Origin of the sequence: Paenibacillus solisilvae (assembly GCF_042656405.1) — a bacterium.
In the GTDB taxonomy this organism is placed as follows: domain Bacteria; phylum Bacillota; class Bacilli; order Paenibacillales; family Paenibacillaceae; genus Paenibacillus_Z; species Paenibacillus_Z solisilvae.
The window spans coordinates 16,116-39,539 of sequence record NZ_JBHSOW010000015.1 but is presented as its reverse complement, the minus strand read 5'-3'; the positions used below and the strand labels follow the sequence as shown (position 1 = coordinate 39,539).

The 23,424-nt window shown below is 50.7% G+C and carries 12 protein-coding genes, 1 pseudogene and 1 riboswitch; of the genes and pseudogenes, 12 read left to right on the top strand and 1 reads right to left on the bottom strand.

All coding sequences use genetic code 11. From position 1 onward, the window contains the following. The first annotated feature begins 353 nt into the window (after positions 1–353). Complete coding sequence (locus ACFPYJ_RS02940; RefSeq protein ID WP_379186547.1) at positions 354–6,275, top strand: hypothetical protein; 5,922 nt, start codon at positions 354–356, stop codon at positions 6,273–6,275. A 39-nt stretch (positions 6,276–6,314) separates the two neighbouring features. Further along, positions 6,315–6,423: riboswitch (TPP riboswitch) on the top strand. Positions 6,424–6,620: 197 nt separating this feature from the next. Here ACFPYJ_RS02940 and ACFPYJ_RS02935 read toward each other — a convergent pair. Next, the gene (locus ACFPYJ_RS02935) at positions 6,621–6,791 is read right to left on the bottom strand and encodes a hypothetical protein (RefSeq protein WP_379186546.1); all 171 of its coding nucleotides are present in this window, start codon (positions 6,789–6,791) and stop codon (positions 6,621–6,623) included. Positions 6,792–6,847: 56 nt separating this feature from the next. Between ACFPYJ_RS02935 and thiC the strand changes: the two genes are divergently transcribed. The 11 genes and pseudogenes from thiC to ACFPYJ_RS02880 all read left to right on the top strand — a co-directional run. After that, a complete protein-coding gene (thiC, locus tag ACFPYJ_RS02930; protein ID WP_379186545.1) occupies positions 6,848–8,611 on the top strand; it encodes a phosphomethylpyrimidine synthase ThiC in 1,764 nt (587 codons plus the stop codon). After that, a complete protein-coding gene (locus ACFPYJ_RS02925; protein WP_379186544.1) occupies positions 8,604–9,806 on the top strand; it encodes a ThiF family adenylyltransferase in 1,203 nt (400 codons plus the stop codon). The genes thiC and ACFPYJ_RS02925 overlap by 8 nt, the downstream gene beginning before the upstream one ends. Further along, positions 9,803–10,654 carry a thiamine phosphate synthase gene (gene thiE / locus ACFPYJ_RS02920; protein WP_379186543.1) on the top strand — a complete coding sequence of 284 codons (852 nt, stop codon included), beginning with the start codon at positions 9,803–9,805 and terminating at the stop codon, positions 10,652–10,654. The genes ACFPYJ_RS02925 and thiE overlap by 4 nt, the downstream gene beginning before the upstream one ends. Before the next feature lie 5 nt (positions 10,655–10,659). Beyond that, complete coding sequence (locus tag ACFPYJ_RS02915) at positions 10,660–11,487, top strand: thiazole synthase (RefSeq protein ID WP_379186542.1); 828 nt, start codon at positions 10,660–10,662, stop codon at positions 11,485–11,487. A gap of 2 nt (positions 11,488–11,489) precedes the next feature. Then, positions 11,490–12,647: a glycine oxidase ThiO gene (gene thiO, locus ACFPYJ_RS02910; RefSeq protein ID WP_379186541.1), complete on the top strand. Its 1,158-nt coding sequence runs from the start codon at positions 11,490–11,492 to the stop codon at positions 12,645–12,647. Beyond that, a complete protein-coding gene (gene thiD, locus ACFPYJ_RS02905) occupies positions 12,644–13,561 on the top strand; it encodes a bifunctional hydroxymethylpyrimidine kinase/phosphomethylpyrimidine kinase (protein WP_379186540.1) in 918 nt (305 codons plus the stop codon). Before thiO ends, thiD begins: the two co-directional genes overlap by 4 nt. Before the next feature lie 201 nt (positions 13,562–13,762). After that, complete coding sequence (locus ACFPYJ_RS02900) at positions 13,763–14,782, top strand: FecCD family ABC transporter permease (protein WP_379186539.1); 1,020 nt, start codon at positions 13,763–13,765, stop codon at positions 14,780–14,782. A gap of 59 nt (positions 14,783–14,841) precedes the next feature. Beyond that, positions 14,842–15,810: a FecCD family ABC transporter permease gene (locus tag ACFPYJ_RS02895; protein ID WP_379186811.1), complete on the top strand. Its 969-nt coding sequence runs from the start codon at positions 14,842–14,844 to the stop codon at positions 15,808–15,810. 44 nt (positions 15,811–15,854) lie between these two features. Continuing rightward, entirely contained in the window at positions 15,855–17,570 is a 1,716-nt protein-coding gene (locus tag ACFPYJ_RS02890; protein ID WP_379186538.1) for an ABC transporter ATP-binding protein, read from the top strand. Between the two features lie 1,221 nt (positions 17,571–18,791). Beyond that, entirely contained in the window at positions 18,792–19,613 is an 822-nt protein-coding gene (locus ACFPYJ_RS02885; RefSeq protein WP_379186537.1) for a hypothetical protein, read from the top strand. Between the two features lie 133 nt (positions 19,614–19,746). Continuing rightward, positions 19,747–23,424 (top strand): annotated as a pseudogene (locus ACFPYJ_RS02880) (hypothetical protein); the annotation flags it as partial.

Genomic DNA, 23,424 nt, shown 5'->3' with positions numbered 1-23,424 from the left:
ATTCCTTCTCTTTTCCAGGTCGAACTGTTAGGAATATTGAAATTAAACAATTTATCCCTTCAGTTAAAAATGGAGAATTCTTTAATAAGTCTAGATTAACAGATGCATATGAACTATATACACCCTACTTTTCAACTGTATTTGATGCACCAGTTAAGAGTAATGTATTCGGAATTGGTACAAATAAATTGTCTTTTACTGCAGCACTAGCAGGGAAATTAGAAGCGACTAACGTTTTTAATATTAGAGAAGTAATATTCCCTGATCCATGTGCAGGGTGCAGCCCAAACGTAAAAGGATTCCGTTACTATTACCCGCTACTATTCGAAATTGAACTAGACGGGCTCCTCGAAGTGCATCACTTTGATAAAGCGACGGGCGCCAACATCGATTCTTTATTTCCTGATCAGTCCAAGTCAATGATTAAGGGAAATACATACACGACTGTGCCGGGAACAAATGTGAAATACATGTATACCGGATATAAAGAGAGTAAAGCGGGGCCAATCAGTGGAGGGAGCGAAACGTCAGGAAACCCGCCTCCGGTTACTTTTGATGGGTCCTATGATACCTATAATCTAAACCTGTATTACGATAAAAAAGCCGATGGCACAGCCACCATCAAACACTTTACAACTGACGGCCAAAGCCTGGACAATGTGTTCCACGATCACACAGATAACCTGACAAAGAATCAGAACTATTCGTCGACCCACCCTGCAAATGCAGACTTTCAGTATGTCGGGTATAAGAAGACGACCACAGGAACTGCACCAACGCTAACAGCCCCATACACCGCAGGCGAGTTCCCGGCACTGACACCCTTTATAGGTGATTTCAATAAGCTGAATCTTTATTATTTCTATAATGTAATAAGCTCTGGCGAAATTCATGTCCGTCATATGGTGAGGGCAGGGCCGGCGGGAACGTTCAGTAAGCAGGGTGAAAGTTTGATTCCAGTCAGCTCGCTGCCAAACACACAGACTTTAATGCCCGAAGGCACCTATGGGACTATACTAGGGAAAAGCGTGGGGAATAACGCTTATATCAACACAATGTCAAGTGGGACAAGTGCAGCCGTCAGTTTAACTACTGCACAGAAGACGACATATGTAACTTTCTTTTATGAACAGGCGGGTTCATTTACGGGGGACTTCGACGTTTTCCCGGATACGATTCCCTATAGAAACAGCTTTACCTTGCATCCGAAAAATTTTCAAATGAATGGCTGCATCTATCAGGGGCATTATTTCAGAATTGATCGCAGCGGCTCTTGGACCGGGAGTCCGGTTTATAGTAAGACAGCCGACTCGACCTTTTCGTTCAGCACTTACCCTTGGGTTATTGGTGTTGGCGTGCATGAGGTTTATATGAAGATCAAATCCAGCTGCGGGGAGTCCGAATGGATTGGTCCCAAACCATTAACGGTTACAGGCCCATCGAGCAATCGTCCGCCAAACTTTGAAGTTGGCTTTGTTGATCCTAGTGCACCAACAATTGCACTCCACAAAGTTGTTGTCGGTACTGAACTTAATCTTGTCGTTATTTATGATCCAGCCGTTCCGACACCGACAGATCCGGATGGTGATCAGGTGTATTTAAATGGTTTCGATTATTCAACGGGCTCCAGCTTTGTTCAATCGATTTACTCGAAAAGCGTCGAGTACGGGGATGGGCAGCATTTTCTGACCATGGATACTTTAGGCTATCATTCAATCTGCGGATCGATGCGGGATGAGTATGGAGCAACGGCTAAAGCCTGTACCTACATTGATGTTGTATCCAAAAACCCTGTTCCGATCATAAAATGCCCGGCAGCTGTTATTGCGAATCATCCAATCGCTAACGCAGCTTTCGATTCGAGTCGAAGCTACAGTCCCCTTGGAATCGATATCGACCATAGCCGAGATGAGTGGGCCAATAAACAAACAAGCTATCCCAATGACACAGGTATGGATATCACGGTACAAGTTTCCTTGCATGTCTATGATGTTTATGGGATGAAATCTACGAATCCGGCGACATGCGATATTATTGTTCAACCTGACCTGCCTCCGATCGCCAAACTAAGCGTTCCGTCTCTTTCCGTTCGCGGCGTGAAGCTCGATATGATCAATAAATCGGCTAGTCCTGACGGAGATACGATTGTTGCGGCCGAATACAAATACAAATACGACGCGAATAACAACGGTTTCGCTGATGATCCATGGACAGGTGCATCAGGAACTCTAGTTCAAATGCAGCTCACCCCGACGAAGGTGGGTAAGTATTATTTCTATCTCAAAGTGACTGAACAATTTGGCCAGTGGGACGATACTTTATCGGATCATACAGCCACTTTGACTCTGAATGTGGTTAATCTTGCACCGGAAGTTTCATTTGATATGGAAGGGAAGAATCCGCAGCCGGATCTTAATCCACAAGAAACCATATCCGCTGCAAAGATGCTTTCTGACTTCAATCTATACCATACCGACAGCTCGGTTCCTGTCCCCAACCGCAACCATTTATGGTCGATTAACCATAACCGTTTGGTAGCCGGATCAGGTGCAACCTTCCATGCCCAGCAGCAATATTTTAGTACCACCAAGGACTGGAACACAGGAGATTATCAAGATATCGCCCACTACGCCGATCATGGCTATGGAGCGAATTCCATGTCTCCGTGGCGCGCCATGACAAGTGTAACCACAATGGGGGATTTGGGCGTACCAGGTATAACATTTGGTCAAGGCTGGGATGCCGATGCAAGCTTTCCCGACTGGGATACGCACAATTGGTATGACAATCCGGTTCCGAGTATAAAGGCCAATAAGAAATACATATTTGTTCATGCGAATTCGGAGGTTTGGGCGATTAATAAGAGTAAGATCGATCAACCGAATCCTTTTGAATGGCATATTGGAAATAAAAAAAACGGGAGAAAAGTGCAGTGGTTTGATATGTCGGATCGAACGATATATGCGCTTATAAAGACGGGGACATCTTCATTTACATTAGAGAGTTACGATATCGTGACGGGAGCATTCCTTGCATCGAAACCATCATCCTGGTACATGAAAGACGTAACGAAAAATGATAACATCGTTCTCCTGCAGGAGGATCAACAGAAGCTTACCGAGTATGACCGAAATCTGAACATTGTTAACCAGGTAAGTGTGCCGAGCCTTGGACCCTATCCTTGCATGGGAGGCAGCACGGTGAATTATTCCCCCTTATATGCAGGGGAGAACGGGGAATTCTATGTCTCAATGAATTACCAGTACTGGAACTCTCAATCTGGTTGTCCCGCGGATCGGGATGATTTTCAAACAACCAACGTTTATCGGTTTAATTCTGATTTAACTGTAGGCTGGGAAAGAGAAATTCTTGGATATCCAATCCGGAATTATAGCGATAATTGGTTCGCCCCGCAAAAAATTGCGCCCATGACTCTGGATCCGATGAAACATGAAATTATCGTACGTTCGGTTTCCAAAGAAAAAATGTATACGTTGAGTACCCAAACAGGTGCTATAAAAGCTTCAGCAGCCATTAATCCGGATTATTTCTTATTCAATGCCGGTTCGTATGGATGGAATGGTGTGGACAACAGCAAGCGGCTGACCGTTGTTCATCCTGATTTATACACGACCTACTTTAAGACCGAGGGCTATTATTCTGGAAATGACCAAGTTCTCAATCCTTCGGGGGCGGTTGTCACCACGATTCCAAGTCGGTTAAGCAGCTATGACGCACCTGGATTAACTTTGATACAAGGTTACTTCGGAGACGGCATCTACCTGCAAGCCAAATATAATGACAGCTGGACCTTCACGCCGCGTGAATATATCGGACTGGCTTATGCCAAAGGTACACCTACAACGAATCAACTAAACGGGCCGATTCAGCCGTATCAGCTTGGGCAATTCGTTTCTGCCAGTAAGAAGGATAATGCTGAATTCACATTCAGCCTGGAAATGCCTTACACGGATGAAGACCGCGATTTAGCCGGGTTTTCATTCCGCATGACGAATCCGGCATACCGGTATGCTGTGGAAACCGACGGAGAGAAACTGTATCTGGCCAAATACAGCTCTGGTATTAGGACCGTATTAGCCGCACAGGCGTATAGCTTTCAAGCCGGCTCTACGTACAGCTTCAGACTTAAAGCCGTAGATGACAGTTTAAAAGTCTGGATGAACGGCGTTCCATTCTTTGATATTACGGATACGGCCTACACCGATGGCTTCTATGGATACACGGCGGTTAAAGCGTACGTCAGCTTCGGGCCGGTTACGATCAAGTCCGCAGGAAGCAATCTTGAAATGTCCAATCAGTACGCAATATGGGATACGGGTACAGCCAGGGCGGAAGTTCAATACAAGAACGTTGTGTTTGATGATCCGGAAGGTGATCCGCCAGCAGGGGGGCTTTATGACTGGACTCTCAAGCATACCGTCAGATTTATTCATAACCAAGGCCTATCTGCGTTAGATGGACAGATCTTCCATTATGCACAGCTAAGCTTTGATAAAGTTGGAGATTATGTTGTTAAATTGAAAGCCAGGGATGATCCGAATCCAGGCCATGTCTATCCAGACAATACCTTTGAGGAATACCGGAAGTCCTCCAATGAATTCATGAAGAAAATCATCGTCCACCGCCGCCCGATTGCAGATTTCTCTGTGCTTCAGGGAGTAGACGCCAAGGTGCAATGGACCGATCGCAGCCATGATCCGGACCGTTATATGAGCGCAGCGGATTACTCAACGGAAGCTACCGGAATCGATTATAAACAAACGAAAGGTGTGCTTGAGAAGAAATTTTATTACATCACGCCAAGCGGGCAATATGTCGCTCAGAAGCTTGTTGCTCCGCAGGAAGTCGGTACGTATGAGATTGGCTTGGCGGTCAGAGACGAATATGGGGCATGGAGTGACTGGGATGTCGTGCTGCTGCCGGTCGGAAGCATCTCGGCTCCCAATAACCCTCCGGTGCCAGGGTTTACGGCCAGCTATGTGAATACGTTTCGCGGCGTGCCCGTTACAATAAATTCGGCTGCTTATGATAAGGAGGATGGCAGCCGGGAGAATTTAGCTCATGAGTATTACATTCGCAATGCTTCAGCAGTTGGTGGTGGGGAATCCTTCCAAGGCAGTGTCCGAACGAATTGGAATAAGACCTTCAACTCGTTAGGCATCTTCAACATCAGGCATGTTGTTGAGGATGCTGACGGGGCGACCGCCCAGTATGAGCTGCAGGTCACCGTCCACAATCGGAAGCCCGGTGCGGAAATCACGATGCCGACAAGCACGGATCAATTAAACCCGACCAAGCTTACGGTGCTGAGACCTGATTTTACTTGGAGCTATTGGGATCCTGATTATGATAGGCAGACCCTGTATCAAGCCAAGATTTATAAGTATGGGGGAATTCTGCAGCTTGACTCGGGAGTGAGAAACGGGGATATGCTGGATTGGATTCCGCAATCCGACTTGCCGGAGAACGTCAGTATGTTCATTATCATTCGCGTGTTTGACGGTTATGATTGGAGTGATTACAGTGCGCCTAAGTTCTTCTATATCGAGACGAATCATCCGCCTACAGCGGATTTTGACTGGTCACCAAAGCCTCTGTATGAAGGCGATCAAGTAACCATTAGTCATGACATAGACGACCTGGATAAAGACGTTCTGAATGTTGACTATGTCATCCAAGATCCAGACCATGTCTCAAAAGCATATACCAGCACGCTTTCATTCCCATATGGCCTGAATGGCCCGGCCTTTCAAGCTTTAAAGGCTGGAACCTATATCGTTCAGCTAACGGTTTCGGATGCGAAAGCGCCGCCTGTCGTTGTGCGTAAAAATATCGTTGTCCTACCGCTTTCTGTACTAGGTCAAGTCAATCATACGGCATTGTGGGATCAACGCCGCAAGGAGCATAACGTAAGCGAGAGCGGAGACGAGGAATTGCCGCGTAGTTATGATGTGTACTGGGCAGGGGAGAAATTTATACTTCACGCTCTGACAACAGATACAGGCACATTAACGGCGGCAAACCGTGTTGAGGTGATCATGAACGGCTTCAAGGTTGATCTGGCAGCGGAAAATGCCATTCATACTCGATGGAGCGGAGAGCTGTGGGATGGGAGCTTCGAGAAGTTTCCAGATGGACCGCTTATCTTTACTTTCAAGGCTTTTTACAACAATGGCACAGTGAAAATAACGACGGTGACCGTCAAGATAGCAGGTAACGTTCAGCAGGTTTATGGCGTACACCGCAGGAATTAACATTGACAAATCACACATGCAGCGGTATAGTCGTACCATGAAATCCACTAGGGGCGCCCGTTATTGGGCTGAGATAAGGCGAGCTTGCCTTGGTCCCTTCGAACCTGATCTGGGTTATGCCAGCGTAGGAAAGTGGGATTGTACGTGCGACTCGGGATTGTTCGTAGCTGCCGCCTTTGTAAGTTGGCATTACGACAAACCTGCGCCCTGACTTGGAAGCTATCAGATGCTCCATGTTATGGGCGGCAGACCGCGACATCCACCGCTTCCTCGCCGGAGCGGTTTTTTTGATATATAGAAAAGTTTTTTTTCTATATATCAAAGAGATGAAACTCTTGCTGCCGCTTAGGACAGCATGGATTGTTTCATCCTGCGCATCGGTGATGAACGGAACATGATGTCGTGCCTGAGTGAGGACGATTGACCTGCGAGCTCCTCATCGAGCAGCAAGCCGCTATCTACGGCTTCTCCAAGGTCAATGCCAAGCACATTCACAACCCATAATCTTATACGCACGCCTCCTAGTGGTTTTCGAGCTTAGCTTCACACAAAACTCTAGGAGGTTTTTCTGTATGTCTATATTAACTACGCCACTGCCAGGCAGCCGAAAAGTGTATGTCGAAGGGAGCCGCGCTGATCTGCGTGTGCCGATGAGAGAGATTGAATTGTCAACGACTACCACCCGGAGCGGCGAGGAACAAGAGAACGCCCCTATTCGAGTCTATGATGCTAGCGGCCCTTATACAGACCTTAATTATCAGTCAGATGTAAGACGCGGTTTGCCGGCGCTTCGTCAGACATGGATTGAAGAACGCGGTGACGTAGTGTCTTACGAAGGACGCGAGATTAAGCCGCTGGATAATGGTTTTCACTCTGAGGATACAGCTGCCACGCGCGGTGCAGAGCTGTTTCCGGCTTTGGCACGCAAGCCTTTCCGGGCTAAGGAAGGCGCGAACGTAACGCAGCTTCATTATGCACGCCAAGGAATCATTACACCGGAGATGGAATATATTGCGATCCGCGAAGGAATGGAGCCTGAATTTGTGCGTAACGAAATCGCAGTCGGACGCGCAATTATTCCGGCGAACATCAACCATCCGGAGAGCGAACCGATGATTATCGGACGGCATTTTCACGTGAAAATCAATGCAAATATCGGCAACTCCGCCGTTGCCTCCTCAATCGAAGAGGAAGTCGAGAAGATGACTTGGGCGACACGTTGGGGCGCGGATACGATTATGGACCTCTCTACGGGCAAAAACATTCATACGACGCGCGAGTGGATCGTCCGTAATTCGCCGGTTCCTGTCGGCACGGTGCCGATTTATCAAGCGCTTGAGAAGGTCGATGGCAAAGCGGAGGATCTCACTTGGGAGGTTTACCGGGATACGCTCATCGAGCAGGCGGAGCAGGGAGTCGATTATTTCACCATTCATGCGGGTGTGCTGCTTAGATACATACCGCTCACAGCCAAACGTGTGACAGGGATTGTTTCCCGCGGCGGCTCTATCATGGCAGCTTGGTGCCTTGCGCATCACAAGGAGAATTTCCTCTATACGCATTTTGAAGAGATTTGCGAGATTATGAAGAAATACGATGTATCCTTCTCGCTTGGCGACGGCCTTCGTCCGGGATCGATTGCGGATGCGAACGATGAAGCGCAATTCGGGGAGCTGGAGACGCTCGGCGAACTGACCAAGATCGCTTGGAAGCATGATGTTCAGGTCATGATTGAAGGTCCCGGCCATGTGCCGATGCATCTCATTAAAGAAAATATGGACCGCCAGCTGGAGGTGTGCCAAGAGGCGCCTTTCTATACACTGGGACCGCTGACGACGGATATCGCGCCAGGCTATGACCACATTACCTCGGCAATCGGTGCGGCCATGATCGGCTGGTTCGGTACGGCGATGCTTTGCTATGTAACGCCGAAGGAGCATTTGGGTCTGCCGAATAAGGAAGATGTCAAAGAAGGTGTTATCACCTACAAAATCGCAGCGCATGCAGCAGATTTGGCGAAAGGCCATCCGCGCGCACAAATTCGCGATAACGCGCTATCTAAAGCCAGATTTGAGTTCCGCTGGCGCGACCAGTTCCATCTCTCGCTCGATCCGGAGCGTGCGATGTCTTATCACGATGAAACACTGCCGGCAGATGCGGCTAAATCCGCCCATTTCTGCTCCATGTGCGGACCGAAGTTCTGCAGCATGCGCATCACGCAGGATATTCGCGACTATGCGGAGGAGCACGGGCTTGACACGCAGGAAGCGATTGAGGCGGGCATGAAAGAGAAGTCCGATGCGTTCAAATCGTCGGGCAGCTCGATCTATGCCTAAGGAAAGAGAATCTGCTTTGCCCGGGCAAGAATCGGGGCCGGAACCGGAGCTTGCGCCAAGGCCGAAGCCTTGGCCAGAGCCAGATTCAAGGCACGAGGATGTTCATGCCGGCAGGGAACAGGCTGACTGGTCTGATCGCTATTCCAGGCAAATGAGATTTGCGCCAATCGGACCGGCAGGCCAAGGCAGGCTGGCTGCGGCGCGCGTTCTGATTGTTGGCTGCGGCGCGCTTGGCGCTTCGCTCGCCCAGCACATGGTTCGTGCCGGAGTCGGCGAGGTTCATATTGCCGACCGGGACTTCGTTGAGCCGAGTAATCTTCAGCGCCAGATGCTGTTTGACGAGGCGGATGCGCTGGCCGCTCTGCCCAAGGCTGCCGCTGCTGCGGATAAGCTAAGACGAATCAATAGTGAGATTCGTATTGAGCCTTATGTCATCGATGTAACGGAGGACGCGGCAAGCAGGCTCGCTGCAGGCGTCGATCTCGTGCTCGATGGAACGGATAACGCAAAGACCAGGCTTCTGCTGAGCGATGTCTGCTATCGATACGGAATTCCTTTTCTGTATGGAGGGGTTGCCGGAGCTCAAGGGATGAGCGCCATGCTCGTACCCGGGGAGACGGCATGTCTGCGCTGTTTGATCGGCAGCGATGAAGAAGAATCCGGTGAAACCTGCGATACACTCGGTGTGATCTCCCCTATTGTTGAGCTTATCGCCGCTATGCAGGCAGCGGAAGCGCTGAAATGGCTGAGCGGCGATAAGAATGCGCGAAGGAGAACGTGGGTGACTGCCAATTTATGGCCGTATGGGGTGACGGAGGCTGTACTTCCGAAGCCGACAGCGAGCTGCAGGCAGTGCGGATCAGCCCATCACGGAGAAAATATAACCGCAAAACGGGCGGAGCAAGGAACCTATTCGCCCCGGGCAGCAAGTTTATGCGGGCGAGACACGATTCAAGTGACATTGGAGCATTCGCTTAATTTGACAGCCATGCGGCAAACCTTATCCTCGCTTGGCTTCGAAGTGACGGCGAATCCGTATTTGGTTCGTGCGCAGCTCCCGGGCGGTGAACGGCTTGTTCTGTTTTCGGATGGCCGTATTCTTGTTCAAGGCACGCAGGATGCGGAGCATGCATTAGCGCTATGCGCTCTGTATGTTCAAGAAGGTTACGATACGGAAAGGAGCAGTACAGGATGAATCGTTGGAGCTGGAGTGATTTTCAGCTTTATGTGATTACTGGAGAGAATTATCATCCGGGCCGCAGTATGCTGGAGGTAATGGAACAGGCGATCATAGGCGGGGCGGATATCGTTCAGCTTCGCGCCAAAGATACCCCCAAAGAGGAGCTGCTTGCACAGGCTTTCGCCCTCCGCGAACTGACAGACCGCTATCATGTACCGCTGATCATCAATGATCATCTGGATGTGGCGATCGCCGTTCAGGCTGACGGCGTCCATCTGGGACAGGAAGATTTGCCGCTCGCAGAAGCAAGGCGGATTCTTGGCCCGGCCGCTATTATTGGGATTTCTACGCACAGCATTGAGCAGGCCATCGAAGCTGAGGCAGGCGGTGCGGATTACATCGGGGTAGGTCCGGTATTCCCGACCGGCACTAAGCCGGGACGGCAGGCAGTCACGACGGAATATGTGCGATCGGCAGCGGAGAGAGTGAAGATTCCCTGGGTAGCTATCGGAGGCATCACGCTGTCCAATGTGGATGAGGTTATCGCTGCCGGTGCAGCTCGGATTTGTGCCGTTTCTGCGATTGTCGGAAGTGACAATGTAGCGGATGCGTGCCGGGCTTTTCGCGAGAAAATCAATCAGCAGCAGATCTCACAGAAGGAGAAGCTCAGCATTCGAATCAACGGCAGGGAAGAGCAGACGACTGCCCAATCTGTGAGTGAGCTGATCGAGCTGCTGGGCTTTGCTGGTAAAAGAATGGTCGTGGAGCTGAACGGTACGATTATCGCCAGGGAAGCATGGCGGGAAACAGAAATTGAACAGGGTGCGTCGCTGGAGCTTGTTCATTTTGTCGGAGGAGGCTAAGCGGGATGTCAGTGGTTCCACATCAAGAAGATGCTCTAATAATTGGAGGGAAGGTACTGCGGTCAAGGTTCTTTCTTGGCACAGGCCGATTCCCAAGTCCGGCGGTTTTTCAGCTTGCTCTGGAAAGCTCGGCTGCGGAAGTTGTAACGTTCGCCGTCCGGCGAGTAAATTTGGATTTTGCCGAGGACGACTCGATATTGCAGCATCTAACAGGCAGGGAGTTGACCTTTCTGCCGAATACATCGGGTGCCGGCAATGCTGATGAAGCGGTACGGATCGCCAAGCTGGCAAGAGCCGCGGGGCTTGGCAATTGGATTAAAGTGGAGATCAGCGCGAATTCACGGACGCTGCTGCCTGATCCGATCGAAACGCTGAAGGCGACGGAGCTGCTTGTAAGGGAAGGTTTCGTTGTTCTCCCTTACACCTCCGATGACCCCATTCTGTGCAAAAGATTAGAGGAAGCCGGTGCTTCCGCTGTCATGCCTGGGGGGGCGCCAATCGGCACTGGACTCGGATTGTTGAATCCGTACAACCTCGGCCTGATTGTTGAGGATGCGAAATTGCCGATTATCGTGGATGCCGGCATTGGTTCGGCGGCGGATGTCGTGCAGGCGATGGAGCTTGGCGCGGACGGGATTCTTGTGAACACGCCTGTTGCCAAAGCGCAGGACCCGGTAGGGATGGCGTATGCGATGCGTCTTGCCGCTCAAGCCGGACGCGCATCGTATCAGGCAGGAAGAATCCCTAAACGCCGCTATGCTTCGGCAAGCAGTGAAACGGAAGGGATTTCTGTCTCATCGGCGGCATCAACGATACCTGAAGGAAGTGCTTGAGAATGTCCGAAAGTTTACTCGTATTAGGCGGTGGAATCATTGGACTGTCCTGTGCGTTCGAGGCAGCGCGTAGAGGCGCAGCGGTGACGGTTGTAGAACCGGGTGCAATCGGCGGTCAGGCTTCAGGTGCGGCAGCCGGAATGCTTGCGCCATATACGGAGAACGGAGAGCAGCCGGATGCTTTCTTCCGGCTGTGTCTGGACAGCTTGCACCGATATCCGGAGTGGGTGAAGCAGATTGAAGAAATATCGGGTATGAAAGCTGAGCTCATGTCCACCGGCAGCTTGACAGTTGCCATGCATGAGGCGGATCTGCTGCCGCTGCAAACCCGTCTTGCTTGGCAGCGAAGCTTTGGCTCTGAAGCAGAGCTGATCACGGGGGAGCGGCTGCGGCGGATGGAGCCTAGATTGTCGGAGGCGGCAATAACTGCTATTTATACTCCGGACGAGAGCCATGTTCATGCGCCGAAGCTTGTTGCTGCCCTTCAAGCCGCATGCCTTAGACTCGGTGTAAAGCTGCTTGCCCACGCAGGTACGATAACGATGCCGAATATGAACGGCAGCAGTACGGGCATCGGGATTGAAACGAGCGGGCATGGCCGGATCACTGGGGATAAGCTGATCGTCGCTGCGGGTGCATGGGCGAATCAATATGCGGAGTTATTCGGATTCCCAATCCCGATTCACCCCATTCGCGGACAAATCTGTTCCTTTGGCAGCAGCCGTGAGCAAACGTCTGAGAAATCCGTCAATCATATGGTGTTCTCCAGTCAGGCTTACTGGGTGGAGAAGCAGGACGGCTCACTCATCTGCGGGGCTTCTGAAGACGTTGCCGGTTATGAAACTGCGGTGACGGAGCGCGGAATAAACCGGCTCATCCGCTGGGGGCCGCGATTATTTCCATTCCTCGAGGGACGGGAGCCGTCCTTACGCTGGGCCGGCTTAAGACCTGCGACCAGAGATGGCTGGCCGTTAATAGGTACAGTCCCTGGCAGACCGGATATCATCATCGCCGCCGGCCATTACCGGAATGGTATTCTCCTGAGCCCGGCTACTGCAGCATTGGCGGACGGCATGCTGACAGGACGCGAGAGCGGCAGCAATAACAATCCCTTCGCGCCTGACCGGTTCGCGCCGGTATCAGGCAGGGCAGTGCGATGAGCGGGATCAGAATGAAGAATCCGGAATCTGAAGCAGCGGCAGAAGCAGGATCGGTTCTAACCGATCCGCCTCCAAGAGTCTTGACGATAGCGGGCTCGGATTCAGGCGGAGGCGCCGGCATACAGGCCGATCTCAAAACCTTCCAGGAGCTTGGCGTCTATGGGATGAGTGCGATGACCGCGGTCACTTCACAGAACAGCCTGGGTATCCAGGCTATCTACCCGCTGCCGGAGGAGACGGTGGAGTCACAGATCGAGTCAGTGCTTAGCGATATCGGTGCCGATGCGGTTAAGACCGGAATGCTGCTTACACCAACCAATGTATTCCTGGCCGCATCCGCGATTGACCGGTATTCGATCAAGCATGTCGTGATTGATCCCGTTCTGCATGCCAAGGACGGTTCCGCTTTACTGCGGCAGGAAGCGATTGCGGCGCTCAAGTCCGAGCTATTCCCGTTTGCTGAGGTCATTACTCCCAATGTTCCGGAAGCCTGTGAGCTTCTAGGGTGGCCCGCCCATTCCATCCGCACGCTCGAGGATATGGCTTTGGCAGCGCAGGAGCTGCTTCAGCTGGGACCGCAGTATGTCTTCATGAAAGGGGGGCATCTGCCTGCTGATCCAAGCCCCTCCGATGAGATAGAAACGCAGAATTTGTCCATTGACGTGCTTGTCGGACGAAAGGGCAGCGAATACTTTCGTGAGTTCTATCATGCCCCGCGTATACCAACGAAGCACACACATGGTACGGGCTGCACGACTGCATCCGCAATTGCGGCGGGTTTAGCTCATGGTTATCCGTTGGTTGAAGCTGTGAACATTGCCAAAAGCTTTGTGACCGCAGCTATACAATCAGCAGTTCCTCTTGGCTGCGGCATCGGATCGCTTTGGCATGCTGCACATCGGAACAAGCACTAATAAATACAATCCGAATCAGAATAATGGAAGAGAGAGCTGCCATCCAAGATGAGCGGTCTCTCTTTTTTTGCTGTGATCCGATCTATCCTGTAATCACAATTTAATCATTGATAATGATAACTATTATCAACTATAATGATATAGTATTTTTGTGGATGGCGTATCATTCAACATGTACATAGTGATTGCAGGAGGATCGAGATGATTGCAAAAAAGGATCAAAGAGCGCGTCCGCTGGCTGCGTCTTTTATTTTGGCAGGAGGCGTGGCAGCGCTCATATTCAGCTTGGCGTTATCCATTTCAGTTGGTGCGGCGGACATTAGTCTGTCTACGGTTTGGGGATCGGTGCTTCATTTTAATGCGGATAATCAATCTCATCAGATCATTCGGGAGCTCCGGATGCCGCGGGCGCTTGCAAGCGCGATAGTCGGCGCCTGTTTTGCCGTTGCAGGTGCAATCATGCAGGGGATGACCCGAAATCCGCTGGCAGATTCAGGCTTGCTGGGCATTAACGCCGGCTCCGGTCTCGTGCTGGCATTATGCTTTGCTTTTTTTCCGGGTCTGCCTTATCTCTATCTCATTCTATATTCCTTCCTCGGTGCTGGTGTGGGGGCAGGTCTCGTGTTTGGTATCAGCTCTCTTGCCAGAAACGGGCTTACGCCTGTTCGGCTTGCTCTGGCCGGTACATCGGTTGGAATGCTGCTGGTTGCGCTTAGCGAAGGCATTGCGCTCTATGCCCATGTCGGGCAGGATCTGGCCTTCTGGTTTGCAGGTGGAGTTGCGGGTACCAAGTGGATTCAGCTCCAATTCATGCTGCCTTTTATCTCTGCCGCTCTGCTTGCAGCCATTATGTTATCCCGTTCCATTACGGTTCTCAGCCTGGGAGATGAAATCGCATCTGGGCTTGGACAGCGCACCGGACTAGTGAAACTAGCCGGTATGATTATTGTGCTCATGCTCGCGGGAACATCCGTTTCCGCTGTAGGACCGATTGGGTTCATCGGACTTATTATCCCGCATATCGTAAGATTCCTGGTGGGCGTGGATTATCGCTGGATCATTCCCTGCTCAGCCGTAGTTGGAGGGTTGTTCGTCGTATTGGCGGATATTGCCGCACGTCTTGTCAATGCTCCTTCCGAAACGCCAATTGGCTTGCTTATTACCATTATTGGGGTTCCTTTCTTTCTCTATCTAGCGCGAAAAGAGAGGAGAGAGCTATAATGGGAAAAGTGAATCCTTTATCAAAAGAACGCCGCAGCACGAGCAGGTCAGCAGTGATTATGGCTGTGATCGGACTGCTCATCATCGCCGTATTCATCATCAGCATGAACACGGGCTATATTAAACTATCGCCGGCAGTGGTTCTCAAGACCTTGTTCGGCGGCGGAACGGCCAAGGAACATCTTATTCTCTTTGATTTCAGACTGCCGCGTATCGTGATTTCAATTCTAGTTGGAGCGGGCCTTGCGGTATCGGGCTGTATTTTACAAGGAATCACAAGAAATGGATTGGCAGATCCCGGTATTCTCGGTATCGTCTCAGGTGCAGGCTTAGTCGTTGTGCTGTTCATCTCCTTTTACCCCAGCACGGCAAATGCGCCTGTCTTTTTGCTTCCATTCCTGGCTTTCATGGGAGCTGCACTTACAGCTGCACTTATTTATTTGCTGTCCTTCAAGAAAGGGGAAGGCATCTCGCCGGTTCGGCTGTTGTTGAATGGAATTGCAGTGTCCGCAGGCATCAGCGCGGCTATGCTTGTCCTAACCTTGCGGATGAGCCCTGAGAATTACCAGTTCGTCGCTGTTTGGCTGGCAGGATCGATTTGGGGCACAAGCTGGAAGTTCGTGGTTGCTCTGCTGCCATGGCTTCTTCTTCTTCTTCCTTTATCCTTCTACAAAGCGCGTATCCTGAATGTGCTGAACCTAAGTGAACATACGGCGGTTGGACTCGGGGCCCCGATCGAGCGGGAAAGACTTATCCTGCTTGCAGCAGCGGTTGGTTTGGCCGGTTCCTGCGTTGCGGTCAGCGGCGGAATCGGGTTCGTCGGACTGATCGGTCCCCATCTCGCGCGCAGGCTGGTCGGTCCGAAGCATCAGCTGCTGCTGCCCACCTCTGCGCTTGTGGGGTCGCTGCTGCTCATCGTGGCCGATACGCTGTCGCAGGTCATTATGGATGGTTTACCTACAGGCATCATAGTTGCCGTTATTGGCGCACCCTATTTCCTGTTTTTATTGGCCCGGTCCAAAGCTTAAAGCGGCTACCCTTATCAAGACAGAATGCTGAGGTGCAACTGATTATGCTTCGTCGTTTCTTTTCTTATTACCGGCCTTACAAACATTTATTCTTTCTCGATTTTACCTGCGCTGTCATTGCCGGACTGCTGGAGCTTGGGCTTCCGCTTGTCGTGAATCAAGTTGTAGATAAACTGCTCCCTAAAGGGGACTGGAAACTGATTCTGCTGGCTTGTGCCGGTCTTCTTGCCATCTATGCTTTGAATACGGTTCTCAACTTCGTCGTCACCTATTGGGGACATATGCTGGGGATCAATATTGAGACAGAGATGCGCAGAAAGATGTTCAATCATCTGCAAAGGCTGAGCTTCCGGTTCTTCGATAATAATAAGACCGGCCAGCTGATGTCCCGTATTTCCAACGATCTTCTCGAAATCGGCGAAGTCGCGCATCACGGTCCCGAGGATTTGTTTATCGCGGTTATGACATTGATTGGAGCGCTAATCTTGATGCTCTCTATTAATGTAAAACTCGCCCTGCTGACGTTTACAATTGTACCTTTTCTGCTGTGGATGGCTGTATTTTTTAATCGGAAAATGGTCGGCGCCTTCCGCGGTATGATGTCGAGTCTGGCGGATATTAATGCGCGTGTCGAGGATAATATTGGCGGTATTCGCGTCGTACAGGCTTTTGCTAATGAGAGCTTTGAGAAGAAACTGTTCGCCGAGAATAACGGCCGTTTCCGGCTGATTAAGCTGTTATCGTATAGAATCATGGCTTGGAATATCTCGATCAGCTACATTCTGATGCGTCTTGTAACGGTGTTCGTGCTGATCTGCGGCACTTGGTTCGTTATTCAGAAGCAGCTCTCCTACGGGGAGTTTATCGCGTTTATTCTGCTGACTAACGTATTCCTGGTACCGATTCAGAAGATTAATACGGTGATTGAGAGCTACCCGAAAGGCATTGCGGGTTTCAAAAGGTACGTCGAGGTTATTGATACAGAGCCGGATGTAGCGGATAAGCCGGATGCGGTTGAAGCAGGCCTGCTCCAAGGCGATATTGCGTACAGAGGGGTTACTTTCCGATATGAGAATGAAGCGGACATTCTGACCGATATCCATCTATCGATTCATGCGGGGGAGACGGTTGCTTTCGTAGGGCCTTCCGGTGCGGGGAAAACGACGCTTTGCAGCTTGCTGCCCAGGTTCTACGACATTGCGGAGGGAAGCATCACGATTGATGGAACGGATATCCGCTCCTATAAATTAACCTCGCTCCGCAAGCAGATCGGTATCGTGCAGCAGGATGTGTTTTTGTTCGCGGGCACGATTCGGGAGAATATCGGCTACGGAAATTTGGAAGCAGACGAAGCCGCGATTTGGGAAGCGGCACGCCGTGCAAGGCTGGAGGACTTTATTAAAGCACAGCCAAAAGGATTGGACACCATCATCGGCGAACGCGGCGTTAAGCTGTCCGGCGGACAGAAGCAGCGGCTTGCAATTGCGAGGATGTTCCTGAAGAATCCTCCGATTCTTATTCTGGATGAAGCGACCTCGGCTCTCGATACCGAGACGGAGGCAGCCATTCAGCAGTCGCTTGCCGAGCTGTCGGAAGGGCGTACGACGCTCGTCATTGCCCACCGTCTTGCAACCATTCGCAAAGCAGACCGAATTGTTGTTGTTACGGAACAGGGAATCGAGGAGCAGGGCGGACATGAGGAACTGCTGGCTCTGAACGGCGTGTATACGCGCCTGCATCATGCGCAGTTTAGAACTTAAGGTAAGGATTAGAGGCAAGGTTCAAAGCCATAACTATGGCTTGAATCTTGCTTTTTTTTGTGGTTTGCTGCTTTGGCACCGACAGCAACGGCAGTAACGGCAGGAACGGCAGGAACGGCAACAGCCATAGCAAGAGCAACAGCAACATAGCAAGAGCAAGAGCAAGAGCAAGAGCAAGAGCAAGAGCAACAGTAACAACAAATGCAAGGGCAAGCGCAGTAACAAGAGCAACCCCAACCCCAACCCCAACCCCAACCCCAACCCCAACCCCAACCCCAACCCCAACCCCAACCCCAACCCCAACCCCAACCCCAACCCCAACCCCAACCCCAACCCCAACCCCAACCCCAACCTACATCATTACACCACCAGAAACGATTTTTTTTTGAAAACTATACTGGATATTTACAGGTAAATAGAGCTGTTTTCTTCTAAACGACCTCTATACTGGATATTTCCACTTCAATAAGCTGATTTAGTCCGAAAACACTATTTAGAGGTTGATTTAACTGTATGGAATGCAGTATAGCTGCCGCTTTGAGCAAAATTCGCTCTTTTAACTGTATGGAATCCAGTATAGGATTTCACTCGTAGACATCTGTCTAGCTGGCAGCCGGTTATTGAGGTAACGATTGCGATTGAGCTGAATTGGCACCTAATGAAGTCACTGTATTATGGCCTCTGGCCAAAATGCTCAAAGTCGAAATTGAAATAAGGAAAATTGAGTAACCAAAAACTAAGCCAGCATAGAGCTGACCAGCTTAGGGAGCTGCAATTAGAAAAAAGATGGAATTCAAAGGATTAAATGCAACCATCTCCTTCTTGCTGCGTCTAGAAGGTAACATCGCCATTTCGAGCAGAAGGCGGGCAGCCATCGACGACGATTACGGTTGATTTTATAACTGGTCAGGCAGCTGTTAATAACAAGGCCATTCAATCACAGACGAAGCCCTTTGACATCAATGGCACGTCGTATCTGCCGCTGCATTTGATAAGCTAATCACTGGGTCGAAGGTGGACTGGAAGCCAGCAGGAAAGTCAGATTTCGATCACGATGAATGAATTGGGCGGAGCAGAGTCATCAAGCTTGTATAGAGAAAGGAGCAGCGCTGCTTTTTTTTCTGTGAAAGTTGACATTGATAATCATTATCACTTAAACTAAAACTAATTAATCCCTATCAAGTTTAAAGTTTATTTAGCAAGGAGCTGAGAGTTGAAGTCATGTTACCCGATTCCTATAAAAGCTGGCAGTCGAGTCCGATCCATTTTTCTTCAGTAAAGGTAAAGACTGACCGTTCTGTTATTGCTGCTTCTCCCGGAAATGGCATCTTTCATAAATCCGAGTATGGGGAATGGATTGGTATGTCCAAGGGCCTGCCGGAGCATACGAATATTAATCGCCTGCAGCTCGTAGGTGATTCCCTCTTTGCCTGCACGAATAAAGGGCTGTACCGGCTGGAACAGCAAGAATGGACATGTGCTGAAATGAACCAGCCCTGCTACCAGTACAAGGAAGAATGGGGATACGGCTTTGCAGCCACGTCCTCGGGACTGCTCTACAGATCCACTAATCCGTGGAAGAGATCCGCGTATGAGAACGCAATCGTTTATGATTTTCTGTTCACTCCCCAGTATCTATACATAGGGCTTGATCAAGGAATCGGGATGTCCGATCGAATGACCGACCGCTGGGCTTCCTTCCATCTTGAATCCGGCGTCACCTCCTTAGCGGCTTCCCGGGAGTATTTGGTTGGTGCTAACGAGAAGGGCGCGCTGATCGTAAGTAACGGAGAAGGCGGATTCAGCACGATTCAATTCGGTGATATTTTTATATTCTCGGTAATTGCCAAGCATGCTCAGGTGTACGTGTGTACAGATAAAGGATTATTTCGAATCTCTAAGCTTAGGGAAAGATTGACCTTATACCCGGTAAAATCTGGCGTTCCCGTCACAGATATTGATTGGCTGGGACCTGAGCTTTATATGGCAACCTTGTCCAAAGGCATTCAAACGATGCAGACAGAGCCTTGGTGTTCGTACTAACGGACCCAGGGTTTTTCTTTTTTTACAAGACGTTATTAATCACTTCGGAACAATTAGCCTTCTTTCGTGTGACCTGCCTGGGCATTCGTGCATATGATACCAATGACATTCTAGGTGGAAGAAGGAGAGGGCTATGGCGAAGAGCAATAAAGGGAAAAGCCCCAAGGGGCGGAAGCCGTTATTTTACGTAGATAACCCGAACGCTTCGGAATTGAAATGGCTCGAAGAGGTGAGGAAGAAGAAGCCGGTGACGGCACAACAACTTGACAAGAAAGCGGTCCAAGTCAACGCGTTTGCGCCTGTTGAAGACGTTATCGAGCAGCCCAAGGAAGCTGCACAGGTAGAACAAGCAGCACCGCAATTATCAGCAGATACGGCAGTCATTGAAACGATTGAGGCTGTTTCGGAGACCATCCTTACCGATCAGCCTTTGACGAACATAGAATCTGTTGAGGCTGAAGTTCAGACTGAAGAAGAAGTGCAAATTATCAGTGATATAGTGCCTGTGGAGACCGAGCAATTGGAGCAGCCGGAAGAGCTGCTGGAAGAGCTGCCCGAATTACCCGAATTACCTGAATTACCTGAGTTAGATCCGATTCATAAAGAAGAGCTCTTGGAAGAAAAACGGCTGCCGGAGTCAACGCTTCCTTTCCTGTTTACAGACGACCTCGCAAATGAAGCCGTTACTTCGGAGAAAATCGCTCCCGGAGCCATCGATTCGCCGCATCTGAAGGCGGACTCGATCAACACAAAGGCGATTGCCGATTACGCTGTGGAGAGTATTAAAATCGCTGATGGAGCGGTTACTTCTTCAAAAATCGCATCGGAATCAATTACCAGCGACCATCTAACGAAAAACGCAATCTCCGGCAGCAAGATCCGCGACCGTTCCATAACCTCAGAAAAGCTGCGTGATAACAGTGTTACATCCGAGAAGCTCGCGGACCGGACGATCAGCGCCGATAAGCTGGCGGAAGGTTCAATAGAAGCGAAACATCTGAAGCCTTTTATCGTTACATCCGAGCTGCTTGGCGATCAATCGGTTACCTCCAGTAAGCTGAAGAGTGCGGCTGTTCAAAGCGAAAGTATAGCTAATGACGCTATTCATACCTCCAAGCTTGCTGAGGGTTCGGTTACAACTTCCAAGATCCGTGATCAATCGATCACCGGTGAGAAAATCAGCGCCGGAGCGGTGGATTCCGTACATCTGAAGCCGGGCTTGCTGCAGGCGGAGCATGTAGCCCCCGGTGTCCTCCTGGGAAAGCATTTGGCCCCAAGCGAAATCACCGGAAACCATTTAAGCGAAGGAGCGGTAGGGGCAAGAGAACTGAAGGCTTCATCAGTAACGACAGAAGCCATCGCGCAGGGGGCAGTAGGACCGGAGCAGCTGCAGGACGGCGCGGTAAACGGCGTACACATCGCCGCAAATGAAATAAACTCAAGCCATATCATTGATTATGCGGTAACTTCACCCAAAATCGCGGATCTAGCGATTACCACGATCAAGCTGGTCGATCATGCCGTTACAGCATCCAAAATAGCCGATCAAAGCATTACGGCAGCCAAGCTTGTTGATGGTTCGATAGCAGGCCGACATTTGGGACGGCAGAGCGTCAGTTCAGACATTCTTGCACCGGGCAGCGTGGAGGAAAACCACTTAACCGCTGATTCCGTTACTTCGAAGCAGCTGGCTGATAACAGCGTACAAACCGCTCATATCGTAAACGGGTCAATTACAGCTAAGAAGCTTGCAATCGCAGCGGTTCAGCAGGCTCACATCAGTCAGGCAGCGGTTGGTGAAGCCCAGCTTGCAAACAAATCGGTAAGCGAAAATAAACTGGCGGATTTCAGCGTCAGCAGATCGAAGATAGCTGAGAATACAGTTGGAACGAAGCATCTCGTAGATGAATCCATTACCTTTGACAAAATTGCGCCGGAAGCCATTCGCGCGTTTCACTTGTCGCAGGGTGCGGTAACCGAGGAATCCGTTTCGGCTGAAGCCATCGGGTCGCAGCATCTGCAGCCGGGATTGATTCATCACGATCATCTTGCTGTTGATTCGGTTGCTACTGAGGCTCTGCAGGAAGGGGCAGTTAAATCCAGCAAGCTTGCAAGCGGTGCTGTAACAGACCGCCATCTCTCAGCCGGAGCTGTTTATTCGCATCATCTGGCTGACCATGCGGTAAATTCATTAAAGCTGTCTCCGGAAAGCGTATCGACAGATAAGCTGACTGATCTGGCAGTCACGACGAGCAAGCTTGCAGATGGCAGTGTAACGGCGTTTAAGCTGGCGGCTAATGCTATTACAGGTAAGCAGCTGTCAGTGAAATCCGTTCTTAGTGAGCATGTGGTGGAAAAGGCAATTACAGCAAAGCACGTGGCCGACGGTGCAGTTGTGGAACGGCATCTGTCTGAGGGAGCTGTTAACACGACGGCAATCAGCGATGCTGCAGTGACGGGTGCGAAACTGGCGTCAGGTTCTGTTGAAGGGATTCATCTTACCAAGGAATCGGTCGGCAGTCAGCATTTGCAGGAGCAGTCCGTATTCGGTGTCCATCTTTCTAACGAAAGCGTGCGGGAACAGCATCTAAGCAAGGAATCGGTAACGGCCGAAAAATTAGCCGGCGGCAGCATTGCAAGAATTCATCTGCAGCAAGGTTCTGTCGATTCAAATGCGATTCAGCTTGGTGCGGTGCAGGCGGCGCATATAGCGGAAGGTGCAATCGGCCCGGCTCAATTGGAAGAATCCGCAATTGGCAGCACACACCTGCAGCCGAAGAGCGTTCATGAGCAGCATTTGGGAGAACAGGTTGTTGGAACCGTTCAGCTATCGGACTCATCCGTAACCGGAGCGAAGCTGGCTTTCGTATCTGTGAATGGTGACCATATCGCACTGGAAACGATTGCGGGTAAGCATCTGAAGCCGGAGTCCATTCAAGGCTATCACATCCGTAAGGGCACTATCACACAGTCACATTTAGCTTCGGAGATCTTTACGTTTGATAAAGCGCCGGATGGAATTTTGCATGGGAGTAAGATCAAGGGCGGAACGATTAGTTCGGTTCATATCCAACCCGGCGGTATCGGCAGCAAACAGTTAGCTAACGACGCAGTTGGTGAAGCGCAGCTGAAAGCCGGCTCTATTACACTAGGTAAAATCGCTCCGCGGTCGATTACGACAGCGAATTTAATTGCAGGCTCCGTAGAGTCGGAGACGCTTAGTGAAGGTGCTGTCGATTCGAGAGTATTACGTGACGGAGCTGTTGTGAAAGGGAAGCTGGCAGCTGGAGCGGTAAGTGAAGAAGCGCTGAATGATGGAGCGGTGACGAGCGCAAAGCTGGGAGCTGGAGCGGTAGGCACGGAAGCGCTGAGCGATGGCGCAGTGACGGACGCGAAACTGGCAGCTGGAGCGGTAAGCGAAGAAGCGCTGAATGATGGCGCAGTGACGAGCACAAAGCTGGGAGTTGGAGCGGTAGGCACGGAAGCGCTGAGCAATAACGCAGTGACGAGCGCGAAGCTGGACGCAGGAGCGGTAGACGCGGAAGCACTGAGCGATGGCGCAGTGACAAGCGCGAAGCTGGCGGCAGGAGCGGTAGGCTCGGATGCGCTGAGATATGGCGCAGTGACGGGCGCGAAGCTGGCCGCTGGAGCGGTAAGCTCTGGAGCGCTGAGTGAAAGCGCAGTGACGAGCGCGAAGCTGGCCGCTGGAGCGGTAGGCGAGAAAGCGCTGATCGATGGCGCAGTGACGAGCGCGAAACTGGCCGCTGGATCAGTAGGCAAGGAAGCACTGAGCGAGGGTGCAGTGACGGGA

Coding starts and splice junctions, on each gene's coding strand:
- thiE (WP_379186543.1), top strand. CDS start 9,803: ATGAATCGTTGGAGCTGGAGTGATTTTCAGCTTTATGTGATTACTGGA.
- thiC (WP_379186545.1), top strand. CDS start 6,848: ATGTCTATATTAACTACGCCACTGCCAGGCAGCCGAAAAGTGTATGTC.
- ACFPYJ_RS02895 (WP_379186811.1), top strand. CDS start 14,842: ATGGCTGTGATCGGACTGCTCATCATCGCCGTATTCATCATCAGCATG.
- ACFPYJ_RS02915 (WP_379186542.1), top strand. CDS start 10,660: ATGTCAGTGGTTCCACATCAAGAAGATGCTCTAATAATTGGAGGGAAG.
- ACFPYJ_RS02890 (WP_379186538.1), top strand. CDS start 15,855: ATGCTTCGTCGTTTCTTTTCTTATTACCGGCCTTACAAACATTTATTC.
- thiD (WP_379186540.1), top strand. CDS start 12,644: ATGAGCGGGATCAGAATGAAGAATCCGGAATCTGAAGCAGCGGCAGAA.
- ACFPYJ_RS02885 (WP_379186537.1), top strand. CDS start 18,792: ATGTTACCCGATTCCTATAAAAGCTGGCAGTCGAGTCCGATCCATTTT.
- ACFPYJ_RS02900 (WP_379186539.1), top strand. CDS start 13,763: ATGATTGCAAAAAAGGATCAAAGAGCGCGTCCGCTGGCTGCGTCTTTT.
- ACFPYJ_RS02925 (WP_379186544.1), top strand. CDS start 8,604: ATGCCTAAGGAAAGAGAATCTGCTTTGCCCGGGCAAGAATCGGGGCCG.
- thiO (WP_379186541.1), top strand. CDS start 11,490: ATGTCCGAAAGTTTACTCGTATTAGGCGGTGGAATCATTGGACTGTCC.